The 12627-nt window shown below is 74.4% G+C and carries 12 protein-coding genes; 3 read left to right on the top strand and 9 right to left on the bottom strand.

Annotated elements, in window-relative coordinates; genetic code table 11:
- Positions 1-24: 24 nt before the first annotated feature.
- The 7 genes from ctaD to CNO22_RS08530 all read right to left on the bottom strand — a co-directional run bounded on the left by ctaD (position 25) and on the right by CNO22_RS08530 (position 7790).
- Positions 25-1782, bottom strand: a complete 1758-nt coding sequence (gene ctaD, locus CNO22_RS08560; protein WP_100498962.1) for an aa3-type cytochrome oxidase subunit I — start codon at positions 1780-1782, stop codon at positions 25-27.
- A gap of 116 nt (positions 1783-1898) precedes the next feature.
- Complete coding sequence (locus CNO22_RS08555; RefSeq protein WP_100498961.1) at positions 1899-2765, bottom strand: putative RNA methyltransferase; 867 nt, start codon at positions 2763-2765, stop codon at positions 1899-1901.
- Positions 2762-3985: an MFS transporter gene (locus tag CNO22_RS08550; protein ID WP_100498960.1), complete on the bottom strand. Its 1224-nt coding sequence runs from the start codon at positions 3983-3985 to the stop codon at positions 2762-2764. Before CNO22_RS08550 ends, CNO22_RS08555 begins: the two co-directional genes overlap by 4 nt.
- Positions 3982-4485 (bottom strand): metallophosphoesterase family protein, encoded by a 504-nt coding sequence (locus tag CNO22_RS08545; RefSeq protein WP_100498959.1) that lies wholly within the window; start codon positions 4483-4485, stop codon positions 3982-3984. Before CNO22_RS08545 ends, CNO22_RS08550 begins: the two co-directional genes overlap by 4 nt.
- A gap of 156 nt (positions 4486-4641) precedes the next feature.
- Positions 4642-5577, bottom strand: coding sequence for a cytochrome c oxidase assembly protein (locus tag CNO22_RS08540; RefSeq protein ID WP_232806894.1), 936 nt, complete (start codon positions 5575-5577; stop codon positions 4642-4644).
- A gap of 244 nt (positions 5578-5821) precedes the next feature.
- Positions 5822-6748 carry a cation diffusion facilitator family transporter gene (locus CNO22_RS08535; protein WP_100498957.1) on the bottom strand — a complete coding sequence of 309 codons (927 nt, stop codon included), beginning with the start codon at positions 6746-6748 and terminating at the stop codon, positions 5822-5824.
- Positions 6749-6809: 61 nt separating this feature from the next.
- Positions 6810-7790: a M23 family metallopeptidase gene (locus CNO22_RS08530; RefSeq protein WP_100498956.1), complete on the bottom strand. Its 981-nt coding sequence runs from the start codon at positions 7788-7790 to the stop codon at positions 6810-6812.
- A gap of 291 nt (positions 7791-8081) precedes the next feature.
- On the opposite strand from CNO22_RS08530, the gene CNO22_RS08525 reads away from it, so the two are divergent.
- The 3 genes from CNO22_RS08525 (at position 8082) to CNO22_RS08515 (ending at position 11571) form a co-directional block, all read left to right on the top strand.
- A complete protein-coding gene (locus tag CNO22_RS08525; RefSeq protein ID WP_100498955.1) occupies positions 8082-9263 on the top strand; it encodes an alcohol dehydrogenase catalytic domain-containing protein in 1182 nt (393 codons plus the stop codon).
- Between the two features lie 188 nt (positions 9264-9451).
- Entirely contained in the window at positions 9452-10654 is a 1203-nt protein-coding gene (locus CNO22_RS08520) for an MFS transporter (RefSeq protein WP_100498954.1), read from the top strand.
- 29 nt (positions 10655-10683) lie between these two features.
- On the top strand, positions 10684-11571 hold the full coding sequence (locus tag CNO22_RS08515; RefSeq protein ID WP_100498953.1) for an oxidoreductase: 888 nt from the start codon (positions 10684-10686) through the stop codon (positions 11569-11571).
- A gap of 76 nt (positions 11572-11647) precedes the next feature.
- On the opposite strand, the gene CNO22_RS08510 is transcribed toward CNO22_RS08515, so the two are convergent.
- Complete coding sequence (locus tag CNO22_RS08510) at positions 11648-12040, bottom strand: hypothetical protein (protein ID WP_100498952.1); 393 nt, start codon at positions 12038-12040, stop codon at positions 11648-11650.
- An 85-nt stretch (positions 12041-12125) separates the two neighbouring features.
- Positions 12126-12623 (bottom strand): pyridoxamine 5'-phosphate oxidase family protein, encoded by a 498-nt coding sequence (locus CNO22_RS08505; protein WP_198588189.1) that lies wholly within the window; start codon positions 12621-12623, stop codon positions 12126-12128.
- Positions 12624-12627 lie beyond the last annotated feature (4 nt).

Below are 12627 nucleotides of genomic sequence, written 5' to 3'. Positions count from 1 at the left end.
GGGTGGGGAGGAGGGGGTCCTCTTTCAGGTGGGGTCGGGGTCGTTCGGGCCCTGCCGGCGACCGCCGGTGCCACCGAGCTCACTGACCCCGGCGTACGGCTCGTGCCGCTTGCCGGCGTGCGCCTCGCGCTGCAGGCGCTCGAGGAGGTGCGGGTAGTGCGCCTCGAACGCCGGCCGCTCGGAGCGGATCTTCGGGATCTCGGTGAAGTTGTGCCGCGGCGGCGGGGACGACGTCGCCCACTCCAGCGAGTTGCCGTGGCCCCACGGGTCGTCCCTCAGTGCGAGCCGGCCGTACCGCCACGACTTCGCCACGTTGTAGAAGAACGGGATCGTCGAAGCGCCGAGGATGAACGAGAAGATCGTCGACACCGTGTTCAGCGTGGTGAACCCGTCGCTGGCCAGGTAGTTGGCGTACCGGCGCGGCATGCCCTCACCGCCGAGCCAGTGCTGCACCAGGAACGTGCCGTGGAAGCCGATGAAGGTCAGCCAGAAGTGCAGCTTGCCGAGGCGCTCGTCCATCATCCGGCCGCACAGCTTCGGGAACCAGTAGTAGACGCCGGCGTAGGCGGCGAACACGACGGTGCCGAACACCACGTAGTGGAAGTGCGCCACGACGAAGTAGCTGTCGTTGACGTGCCAGTCCAGCGGCGGGCTGGCCAGCAGGACGCCGGTGAGCCCGCCCAGCAGGAACGTCACGAGGAAGCCGATCGAGAAGAGCATCGGCGACTCGAAGGTCAGCTGACCGCGCCACATGGTGCCGATCCAGTTGAAGAACTTGATGCCGGTCGGCACGGCGATCAGGTAGGTCAGGAACGCGAAGAACGGCAGCAGCACCGCGCCGGTCGCGTACATGTGGTGCGCCCACACCGTCAGCGACAGACCACCGATGGCGAGGGTCGCGAAGATCATGCCCTTGTAGCCGAACAGCGGCTTGCGGCTGAAGACCGGGATGATCTCGGTGACGATGCCGAAGAACGGCAGCGCGATGATGTAGACCTCGGGGTGCCCGAAGAACCAGAACAGGTGCTGCCACAGCATCGGCCCACCGTTCTCCTCCGAGTACACGAGGGCACCCAGCTGCCGGTCCGCCAGGAGGCCGAACAGGGCGGCGGTGAGGATCGGGAAGGCGAAGAGCACCAGCAGGCTGGTGACCAGCGTGTTCCAGGTGAAGATCGGCATCCGGAACAGCGTCATGCCCGGCGCCCGGAGGCAGGCGATCGTGGTGATGAAGTTGACCGCACCGAGGATCGTGCCCAGACCACTGACCGCCAGGCCGGCGATCCACAGGTCGGCGCCGGCACCGGGGCTGTTGGTCGCGTCGGACAGCGGCGTGTAGGCGTACCAGCCGAAGTCGGCGGCACCGCCGGGCGTGAAGAAGCCCGACACCGCGAGGGTGGAGCCGAAGAGGAAGAGCCAGTACGAGAACGAGTTCAGCCGCGGGAACGCCACGTCGGGCGCGCCGATCTGCAGCGGCATGATCAGGTTCGAGAACGCGAAGAACAGCGGCGTCGCGAAGAACAGCAGCATCACCGTGCCGTGCATCGTGACCAGCTGGTTGTACTGCTCCGGCGACAGGAACTGCAGACCCGGCCGGGCCAGCTCCCCGCGCATCAGCAGCGCCATCAGTCCGCCGATGACGAACCAGGCGAAGGAGGTGGCCAGGTACATGAGGCCGATGGTCTTGTGGTCGGTGGTCCGCAGCAGGTTCGAGAGCCGCGAGCCCTTCTCCGCCTGGTGAACCGGGCTCGGCCGGCTCACGATCGGCGCCGGTGCGATCGTCACGGCCGCAGCTTAGACGTTTCCTGCGACACGCTTCCTGCCGACGCCAGAGGCGCGCCGGTCCCCGCCGTACAGCCGCCGCGCGACCGTTGCCAGAGCGTGACCTGGGCGGCCTCCGGTCAGCCGGTCCGGGCCCAGGTGGCGACGTCGACCGACACGGTGACCGGCGTCCGCTCGGGCAGCCCGGCTACCGCCGTGGCCAGCCCGTCGGGGCTCAGGTGCCGGGCGTGCGGGCCCATGCCGACCAGCGTCGTGACCGCCGCGCGGTCCAGCTCCAGCCGCTCGCGGTGCGCGGCGGCGGCGACCGGGCGCAGGTGCGGCTCGAGGGTCATCGACAGCCGGCGGGCCTTGTCGGGGTCGACCCGCAGCAACCCCAGCGGGGCCACCAGCTCGGCGAGGTGGTCGGCGGCCGGGGTGACGACGACCAGCCGCCCGCCCGGCCGCAGCACCCGCGCGGTCTCCGGGCCGTTGCGCGGGGCGAAGACCACCAGCACCCGATCGACGGCGGCGTCCCGCACCGGCAGCCGGGCCCAGGCGTCGCCCACGACCGCGAGGGCCCGCGGGTGGACGCCGGCCGCGCGGCGGGCGGCGTACCGGGAGGAGTCGAGCACCACCCCCACGGCGGCGGGCAGCCGGTCGAGGACGCCGGCCAGGTGGTGCCCGGTGCCCCCGCCGAGGTCGAGCAGCGCGCCCGGCGGGCCGTCGTCCCCCGCGGCGACGGCGTCCGCCAGAGCGCGGGTCACCCCGGCGTAGTGGCCGGCGGCGAGGAAGGCGACGCGGTCGGCGACCATCGCCGCGGAGTCGCCGGACGGCGGGACGTGCCCGGGCGGCAGGAGCGTGACGTGCCCCTGCCGCGCCCGGTCGGAGGAGTGACCGGCCGGGCAGACCAGCCCGGCGCCGTCGCCCCGCACGGCCAGGGACGCCCCGCAGACCGGGCAGGTCAGCAGCTCGACCGCCCCGGCGGGCCACGGCCGGCGGAGGCTCACCGGCTCGGGGCCGGGTCGGCCGCCCGCGGCGCGCCGCGGGAGGACGCCTCGACGGCACGGCCCGGCACGACGCCGATCGCCAGGGCCGCGGCCACGGCACCGGCCGCGAACGCCGCCGGGTAGCCGGGCCCGCTGTCGACGAGCAGCGCGGCCAGGGGCACGGTCAGCGCGGCGGAGAGGTTCTGGACGGTGTTGTGCGCGCCCAGCGCCCGCCCGGCCCAGGCGCTGCCGGCCTGCTCGGCCACCGAGGTGAACGCGACCCCGTTAGGGCTGACCGTGACGATCGCCGAGCACACCACCGCCGCGGCGACGGCGGCCGGGGCGAGGACGTCCGGGGTGAGGACGGCGACGACGGCCAGCACCCCGACGACCGCGGCCACCGCGACCGCGATCAGCCGCAACGGCCCCACGCGGCTGCCCGCACGGTCCGACCACGCGCCCGCACCGAGCCGCGCGGCCGCACCGCCGAGCTGGGTGACCGCGAGCAGCGTGCCGGCCCCGGCGGTCGACCAGCCGACCTCCCGGACCAGGAAGTCGAAGCTGAAGGCCGCGACCACGAACTGCGGGACGACGAGCAGCGTGCTGGCCGCGTGCACCCGCCACAGCACCGGCGAGCGGTAGGGCGAGGCCGCCCGCGGCGCACCGGGGGGTCGTTCGGGCCGGGCCGGGTCGCGCACCAGCACCCCGACCAGGACGGCGGTGACCGCGCAGCCGGCGGCGAGCGCGGCGAACGCCGTCCCCGGGCCGTCCTCGGCCAGCCGCGGCAGCGCGAAGGCGGCCAGCCCCACGCCGATCGGCTGCCCCGCCTGGCGCACGCCCATGGCCAGGCCGCGCTGCGCGGCGGGGAACCAGCCGAGCACCAGCCGCCCGCTGGCCGCGTGCACCGACGCGCTGCCGGCGCCGGCGAGCAGCAGCCAGAGCCCGGTGGCCACCGGCGTGCCGGCCAGCGCGGCGCCGGTCATGGCGACCGCGGCGACGCCGAGCCCGGCGCTGAGCACGAGCCGCTCGCCGTACCGATCGGCCGCCGCGCCCCAGGCGAGCAGGCTGAGGACCAGGCCGGCCGTGGGCGCGCTGACGAGCAGGCCGATCGCGGTCAGGGAGAGACCCTCCTGGCGGAGGGCCACGGTGAGGAACGGCAGCCCGTTCTGGATCGCGCACGCGGCGACCAGCCCGACCAGGCTGACCCCGAGGTGCCGCCAGCGCCCGTCGGCCGCCGTCACCTCGCGACCGGGTGGAAGGTCACATCGCGCAGCACGCCGTCGTCGGCCACCGCGGTGACGAAGGTGCCGTGCGGCTGCCGGCGCCGGTCGGTGGGCGAGCCGGGGTTGACCAGCCGCAGGCCGGTGTCGGCGGTGGTGTCCCAGGGGATGTGGCTGTGCCCGAAGACGAGCAGGTCGGCGTCGGGGAACCGCGCGGCGCAGCGGGCCTCGCGGCCCTTCTTGTCGCCGGTTTCGTGGACGACGGCCAGCCGGATGCCGCCGACGTCGGCGCGGGCCACCTCCGGCAGCCGCTCGCGCAGCGCGCCGTGGTCGTTGTTGCCGTGGACGGCGACCAGCCTGTGGGCGCGCTCCTCGAAGCGGTCCAGCAGCGCGACGTCCACCCAGTCGCCGGCGTGCACCACGACGTCCGCCGCGTCGATCGCCGCCCACAGCGCACCTGGGAGGTCACGCGCCCGCTTCGGGACGTGGGTGTCCGCGGTGAACACGAGGGATAGCGGCACACGGACATGGTCGCAGGCGGCCACCTGACCGCGGCCCCGCTGTGGCTCACCCGGGTGCACGTGGACCGGTCCGGTGATCAGCTGAGCCGATCACCGCGGTTCCTGGCTCACCACCCGTGGTGAACCAGGAACTGCGACGGTGAGCCAGGACGGCGCTCAGCGCCCGCGCGCGGCGAGGGCCTTGAGCCGCTCGTTGTAGGCGGTGAGCTCGGCGTCCTCGGTGCGGTCGGCGACCCGGTCGAGCCGGCGGGCCTTCCGCTGCTCCGAGCCCATCCAGGCGAACAGCACCAGCGCCATGACGAAGACCGTCGGGACCTCGCCGAAGGACCACGCGATGCTCCCGGCGGTCTTCTGGTCCGACAGCGCGTCGACGCCCCAGCCCGCCGGTGGGTTGGCGAAGGTCTCCACGACCAGCGAGCCGGCCATCAGGATCGCGACGCCGAAGAAGGCGTGGAACGGCATCGGGACGAGCAGCTCGAGCATCCGGCCGCCGTGGCCCGCCGTCCGGGGCCAGGGGTCCTGCGCCAGGATCGGGCCGAAGAACAGCAGCCCGGTCACCGTGAAGTGGGCCAGCATGAACTGGTGGCCCACCGGGTTGGCCATGAGCGCGTCGAACAGCGGCGTGAAGTAGACCGCGTAGAGGCTGGCCAGGAACAGCGGCAGCGTGAACGCCGGGTGCGACAGCACGCGGGCGACCCGGCTGTGCAGCGCGTCGAGCAGCAGCGCCCGCGGGACGCCGGCCAGCCGCTTGCCGCGCGGCAGGGTGCGCAGCGCCAGGGTCACCGGGGCGCCGAGCAACAGCAGGATCGGCACCACCATCGAGAGCACCATGTGCTGGGCCATGTGCAGGCTGAACAGCACCATGCTGTAGCCGTTGAGCCAGGTGCCGGTCACCGCGAACAGCGCGACGCAGCCGGCCACCCAGGACGCCGTCCGCCACCACGGCCAGGTCACACCCGAGCGGCGCAGCAGCACCACCGCGACGGGGTAGGCGACGAGCCCGACCAGGCTCAGCACCGCCAGCCACGACCAGCCGTCCAGGTGCGGCAGGAACATCCGCCCCCAGGTCGGCGGCTCCGCGGGCACCCACATGCCCGAGTGATGACCGTGGTCCACCGCTGCCTCCCGCCCTGCCGTGCGCCTGCGCCCCCACTGTCCCACTCAGGCAGCGCCCGGGCGGCCCCCTGCAGGGTCCCGCCGCGAGCACGCGAGTGGCGGGGAGGACGGGCGGCCCCCCTGCAGGGTCCCGCCGCGAGCTCGCGAGTGGCGGCGAGGACGGGCGGCCCCGTCCCGGGTCCCGCCCCGAGCCTGCGAGGGGTGGGGAGGACGGGGTCCTTCAATCGTGGACGGGCGCCTCGTGGCCGGCGTGCGCCTCGGCCTCCAGCTGGAAGGTGCAGTGCTCGACGTCGAAGTGGTCGCCGAGGCAGGCGCAGAGCGCGTCCAGCACCCGCCCGCCGTGGCCGTCGGCCAGCGCCTCGTCGCTGACGACCACGTGCGCCGACAGCACGGGCAGGCCGGAGGTGATCGTCCAGGCGTGCAGGTCGTGGACGCCGACGACGCCGTCCACCCCGAGGACGTGCGCGCGCACGTCCTCGAGGTCGACCCCGCGCGGCGCCGCCTCCAGCAGCACGTCGACCGCCTCACGCAGCAGCGACCACGCCCGCGGCAGCACCAGCGCGGCGATGAGCAGGGAGGCCACCGTGTCGGCCGGCGTCCAGCCGGTGGTCGCGACGACGACGGCGGCGACGAGGACGGCGACCGAGCCCAGCGCGTCGCCGAGCACCTCGAGGTGGGCACCGCGGACGGCGAGGGACCCCCCGCGGCCGGAGTGCAGCAGCGCCAGGCCGGCCAGGTTGACCGCCAGTCCCACCGCGGCGACGGCCAGCACCACGCCGGCGTCGATCTGCGGCGGGTCCCCGATCCGGCGGACCGCCTCCACGACCACGTAGCCGGCCACCGCGACCAGCAGCAGCCCGTTGGCGACGGCGGCGAGGATCTCCGCGCGCTGCCAGCCGAAGGTGCGCCGTCCGTGCGCGGGGCGCTGGGCCAGGGAGACCGCCCCGAGGGCCAGGCCGAGGCCGAGGGCGTCGGTGGCCATGTGCCCGGCATCGGCGAGCAGCGCGAGCGACCCGGAGACCACCGCGCCGGCGATCTCGGCCGCCACCACCGCGACGGTGAGCCCGAGGACGACGGCCAGCCGGCGGCGGTACGCGGCCGACGCGGTGGCCGCGGGGACACCGTGGTCGTGCCCGTGCCCCGTCACCGCTCCCCCGCCGTCGCGTGCCGCACGGTCCGAGTGTCCCGCAGCGGTCACGCCGGCCGGCTCAGATCTGGACGCCGCGCTCCCGGAGGTAGGGCACCGGGTCGACCTTCTCGCCACCGAGGCCGCCGAGGCGCACCTCGAAGTGCAGGTGCGGGCCGGTGGACTGCCCGCGGTTGCCGAGCAGCGCGATCGTGTCGCCCGCGCGGACCACCTGGCCCGGCGCCACGAGGATCTCGTCCATGTGCCCGTAGACGGTGACGTCGCCGTTCTCGTGCTGCAGGTACACGACCAGGCCGTAGCCGCTGGCCGGGCCGGCCTCGAGCACGACGCCGTCCATCGCCGCCTTCTCGGGCGTGCGCATCGGCGCGGCGAGGTCGATGCCGGCGTGCACGGTGCCCCACCGGGAGCCGAAGCCGCTGGTCAGCCGGGCACCGTCGACGGGCAGCACCGCGTCGGGACGGGCCGCCTCGGCGATGGCCTCGGCGGCGAGCCGGTCGGCCTCGGCCTGCGCCTGCGCGGCGGCGGCCTGCTCGGCCTCCCGCGCGGTGCGGCTGGCGGTCAGCTCACCGAGCCGGGCGGCGGCGTCGGCCTCGGGGACCGCGGCCTGCGACCCCACGTCCAGCCCGAGCTCCGCGGCGACGCTGACCGAGGAGCTCTCGGCCACGTCGGTCTCCTCGGCGGAGGCGCGGTCGCCGGCTGCGATCAGGGCCAGGCCGCCGGCCCCCACCAGCGCCGCAGCGAGGTAGGCGGCCGGACGGCGGGCCGGTCCCGGGACCCGGCGGCCGCGGTGGCGGCCCCGCCGTCCGCCGGTGACCAGCGGGACGAAGGCGACCGGGCGGGCGCCCTCGGCGAGGTCCTCGATGCCGGCGCGCGCACCGGCCTCGGCCTGCTCGGTGAGGTCGGCGAGGTCGGTGACCTCGGCCAGTCGCGGCTCGTCGGCCTGGCTGTCCGACGGTCGCGCATCCCCCGGGCGCTGCGTCGGGACGGACTGGTGGACCGTCTGGGTCTCGTTTCCGTGACGGTCGTGGTGGAGCTGGCTCATGCACCTGACTTCCGGAGGGGACAGGGTCGTCGTGCGGTGTTCGGGGGAAGCGGACGGGAGCCATGTAAACACGACGTGACTGTTTCGTGACCTTCGAGTGGGGGTATCGGAGTCCGGTTCGGTGACGGGTGTCACGGAACTGCACCGCTGTCGTTCGACACTGCGTCGAACTCATCTCACTCACCGTGAGGAACACGCCGTCACGGGTCGTTCCCGGGGGCGATGGACCTCACGCCGGGGCAGAAGGCCCTTGTCCGAGTCCATCGACAGCCCCCGAGGAGCCCATCCCCCATGCGCGCAGTGACCTGGCACGGTCGAGCCGACGTCCGGGTGGACACCGTCCCGGACCCCACGATCCAGGACCCCACCGACGTCGTCATCGAGGTCACCTCGAGCGGCATCTGCGGGTCCGACCTGCACCTCATCGAGGTCATGGCGCCGTTCATGACGGTCGGCGACGTGATGGGGCACGAACCGATGGGCGTCGTCCGCGAGGTCGGTCGGGACGTCACCGCGGTCAGGCCCGGCGACCGGGTCGTCGTCCCCTTCAACATCTCCTGCGGCACCTGCTGGATGTGCTCGCAGGGCCTGCAGTCCCAGTGCGAGACGACGCAGAACCGCGAGCAGGGCTTCGGCGCCTCACTGTTCGGCTACACCAAGCTCTACGGGCAGGTCCCCGGCGGGCAGGCGGAGTACCTGCGGGTGCCCTTCGGCAACACGCTGCCCATCAAGGTGCCCGACGGGCTGCCCGACGACCGGTTCGTCTACCTCTCCGACGTGCTGCCCACCGCCTGGCAGGCCGTCCAGTACGCGGCGACGCCGCCCGGGGGCACGCTGCTGGTCCTGGGGCTGGGCCCGATCGGCGACATGTGCACCCGCATCGCCCACCACCTGGGCATCGAGAACGTGTACGCCTCGGACGTCGTCCCGGAGCGGCTGGCCCGGGCCACTGCGCGGGGCACGCACGTCATCGGCTCCACCGACAGGGACGACGTCGTGCAGGCGATCCAGGACGCGACGGCGGGCCGCGGTGCCGACGCCGTGATCGACGCCGTGGGCATGGAGGCGCACGGCTCCCCGCTGGCCAGCATCGCGCAGAAGGCCACCGCGATCGTCCCGGACGCGATCATGGAGCGGGTCATGCAGGTGGCCGGCGTGGACCGGTTGGCCGCGCTGAACACCGCCATCGACGCGGTGCGCCGCGGCGGGACGATCTCGCTGTCCGGCGTCTACGGCGGCGCGACCGACCCGCTGCCGCTCATGCGGATGTTCGACAAGCAGATCCAGCTGCGCATGGGCCAGGCCAACGTGTGGCGCTGGGTGCCCGACATCCTCCCGATCCTCACCGAGGGCGACCCGCTGGGCGTCGACGACTTCGCCACCCACCACGTGCCGCTCGAGCAGGCGCCGCAGGCCTACGCGGACTTCCGCGAGAAGAAGGACGGCGCGGTCAAGGTCCTCCTCCGGCCCTGATCCGGCATGGCGGGGCCGACCGCGGTCGCCGGTCCTGTCGCGCCGTGTGAGCAGACCCACCCGCCGTCCCGGGCATGTCCGCCGGGGACGGCGGCTTGCCTGACAGGGGGTCCTGGTGACCAGGACCCGGGAGGACGACGACGTCCGCCACGTCGTCCCCGCCGTCGTCCCCCTGGAGCTCTCTCCCCGTGCCCCGCGCCCTGCTCGCCCTCGCCATCGGCGCCTTCGGCATCGGCACCACCGAGTTCGTCGTCATGGGCATGCTGCCCGAGGTGGCCGAGGGCCTCGGCGTCTCGGTGCCCTCGGTGGGTCTGCTGATCTCCGCCTACGCCGTCGGCGTCGTCGTGGGGGCGCCCACCCTGACCGCCCTGGGCCTGCGCTTCCCGCCGCGCCGGACGCTCGTCGGCCTCATGGTGCTGTTCGTCGTCGGCAACGCGCTGTCGGCGGTGGCGCCGACCTACGAGACACTCGCCGCCGCCCGGGTGCTCACCGCGCTGTCGCACGGCTCCTTCTTCGGCGTGGGCGCCGTCGCCGCGCGCCGGCTGGTCGCACCCGAGCGGGGCACCAGCGCGATCTCGCTGATGATCGCCGGGCTGACCGTGGCCAACGTCGTCGGCGTCCCGCTGGGGACCTTCGTCGCGCAGCAGACCAGCTGGCGACTGGTGCTGGGCGCGGTCGCCGCCATCGGCCTGGTCACCATCGCCGGGCTGCTGGCGTGGATGCCGGCCGAGCTGGGGGAGCCCGGCGACCTGCGCAGCGAGCTGGCCGCGTTCCGCCGGGGGCAGGTGTGGCTGGTGCTGGGCCTGACGATGGTCGGCTTCTCCGCGCTGTTCGCCGTCTACAGCTACGTCAGCCCGATCCTCACCGAGCTGGGCGGCATCCCCGTGGAGTGGGTGACGCCGGTGCTGGCGCTGTTCGGCGTCGGCACCACCGTCGGCACGCTCGCCGGCGGGCGGCTGGGCGACCGCTACGGCTTCTCCTTCGTGGTCGTCGGCCTGCTCGCCACCGCCGTCGTCCTGGCCGCGTTCGCCGTCCTGGCCCGCACCCCGGTGACCGCCGTCGTGCTGCTGGTGCTGTTCGGCACGCTGGCCTTCGCGCTGGGCCCGGTGGTGCAGAACAGCGTCATCGAGGCCGCCCGGGTGCGCGGCGGCAGCCTGGTCTCCGCGGCCAACCAGGGCGCGTTCAACGTGGCCAACGCCCTCGGCGCCGCGCTCGGCGCAGCGGTGCTGTCGGCGGGCCTGGGCTACACCGCGCCCATCTGGGTGGGCGCGGTCCTGGCGCTGGTGGGCTCGGGCATCGCGGTCGTCGCGCGGGCCACCGAGCGGCGGGACCGGGTGCCGACGGCGGCCGGGGCGGACGCCGTCCCCGCGGAGTGCCGCACCGCCGCCTGACCGACCGACGGCCGGGGTAGGGCCCGGGCATGACGACCCCGACCCCCACCGCGGAACGCTCCGGCCGGTTCCTCCTCGGCGACCGGCCGGTCAACCGGATCGGCTACGGCGCGATGCAGCTGGCCGGGCCGCACGTCATGGGCCCGCCGGCCGACCGCGCCGCCGCCGTCGCCGTCCTGCGCCGGGCGGTGGAGCTCGGCGTGGACCACATCGACACCAGCGACTACTACGGCCCGCACGTGACCAACCAGATCATCCGCGAGGCGCTGCACCCCTACCCCGAGGACCTGACCATCGTCACGAAGGTCGGGGCCGAGCGGACCCCGGCCGGCGAGTGGCCCGAGGCGCTGACACCCGAGCAGCTGCGCCGGGCGGTCGAGGACAACCTGCGCAACCTCGGCGTCGACGTCCTGGACGTCGTGAACCTGCGCATGCCCGGCTTCTCCGAGCCGGTCGAGCGCTCGCTGGCCGAACCGTTCGAGGCGCTCGCCGCCATGCAGGCCGACGGGCTGATCCGGCACCTGGGGGTCAGCAACGTGACCCCGCAGCAGCTGGCCGAGGCCCGGTCGGTCGCCCCCGTCGTCTGCGTGCAGAACCACTACAACCTGGTGCACCGGCACGACGACCCGATGGTCGACTCGCTGGCCCGCGAGGGCATCCCCTACGTGCCGTTCTTCCCGCTCGGCGGGTTCACCCCGCTGCAGTCCGCGGCGCTGGAGACGGTGGCCCGGCGGCTGGAGGCCTCCCCGATGCAGGTCGCGCTGGCCTGGCTGCTGGCCCGCAGCCCCAACCTGCTGCTCATCCCGGGCACCTCCTCGGTGGCCCACCTGGAGGAGAACCTGGCCGCCGGGATGCTGGTGCTCGGCCCGCGGGAGCTCGAGGAGCTCGACGACATCGGCGGCACCCCGACCCCCTGACCGGCGCCTCCTCTCTGCGGTGATCATCGGCGGGTGGCTGTCGGACACGCCGGAGACGGCAGCCACCCGCCGATGGTCACGGGCGGTCGCCGGCCAGGGCCCGGGCGGCCGCGGCGTCCTCCTCGTCGAAACCGATCTCCCCGACGGCCCCGTGCTGCGCGGCCTGCCCGTCGATCCAGCGGCGGTGCGCCTCCCACGCCGACTGGCGGGTGGTCCCGAGGGACTGCCCGATCTCCGCCCACGAGGCCCCGCTCGCCCGCGCCGTGCGGACCGTCAGCTGACGCCACTGGCCGGCCTTGCGGGCGATCACCTCGCCGAGGGCCAGCAGCTCCAGCGCCTCGGCCCGGCCCAGGGGGTGGGGGCCGTCCGGGTCGTCGGGATCGGCCAGCGAGTCCCGGCCGCGCAGCTCGTCGAAGCGCCGGACGGCGGTGGCGAGGGTGTGCTCGCGTTCGAGGGCGTCGAGGTCCATGACCGAGCATCCGTCAGGCTCGCCTGACGGTCAAGGCAGCCTGACACCGCCCACGGCGACGACCCCGCGACCGCCCGCCGACAGGTCAGGACCCGCCGGACTTGCTCCTCGCGAGTGCCTCGACCGCCTGCGGGATCCGGGTCTCGAAGTCGTGGATCCGCGCCCACGTGGGCGTGACGTCGAGCCGGACCATCTGGTCGTACAGCGCGTGCACGCCCGCCTCCCACCGCGGGAACTCCTCGGCCGGCGTCACCTTCCGGGCGCCTTCGACGCACTCGGGGAAGACGCCGTCCACCAGCGAGACCTCGGCCGTCCCGCGGAGCAGCAGCACGTTGGGTGGCCAGGTCGGTGGGCTGGTGTCGATCGTCAACGCCACGGCGGGACGGGCCTGCAGGGCGGCGACCTTCGCGGACCCGGGCACCGTGCCGATGACGAGGGCCACGCCGTTCCAGTGGAAGTCCACCGGTACGACGCGCGGCGTCCCGTCGAGCGCGACGTAGGCGAGCCGCGCGGGGTTCGCCGAGGCCAACAGCCGACGCGCGACGGGGTCGTCCATCACCACACGGATCTCGTCCGCTTCCACGGGA

Origin of the sequence: Geodermatophilus chilensis (assembly GCF_002802985.1) — a bacterium.
GTDB lineage: Bacteria > Actinomycetota > Actinomycetes > Mycobacteriales > Geodermatophilaceae > Geodermatophilus > Geodermatophilus chilensis.
This window is presented reverse-complemented; position numbering and strand designations above follow the sequence as displayed.

Bases quoted from the DNA above. Each gene is read 5' to 3' on its own strand.
- CNO22_RS08540 (WP_232806894.1), bottom strand. From the start codon at position 5,577: ATGTGGGTGCCCGCGGAGCCGCCGACCTGGGGGCGGATGTTCCTGCCG.
- CNO22_RS08530 (WP_100498956.1), bottom strand. From the start codon at position 7,790: ATGAGCCAGCTCCACCACGACCGTCACGGAAACGAGACCCAGACGGTC.
- CNO22_RS08525 (WP_100498955.1), top strand. From the start codon at position 8,082: ATGCGCGCAGTGACCTGGCACGGTCGAGCCGACGTCCGGGTGGACACC.
- CNO22_RS08515 (WP_100498953.1), top strand. From the start codon at position 10,684: ATGACGACCCCGACCCCCACCGCGGAACGCTCCGGCCGGTTCCTCCTC.
- CNO22_RS08510 (WP_100498952.1), bottom strand. From the start codon at position 12,040: ATGGACCTCGACGCCCTCGAACGCGAGCACACCCTCGCCACCGCCGTC.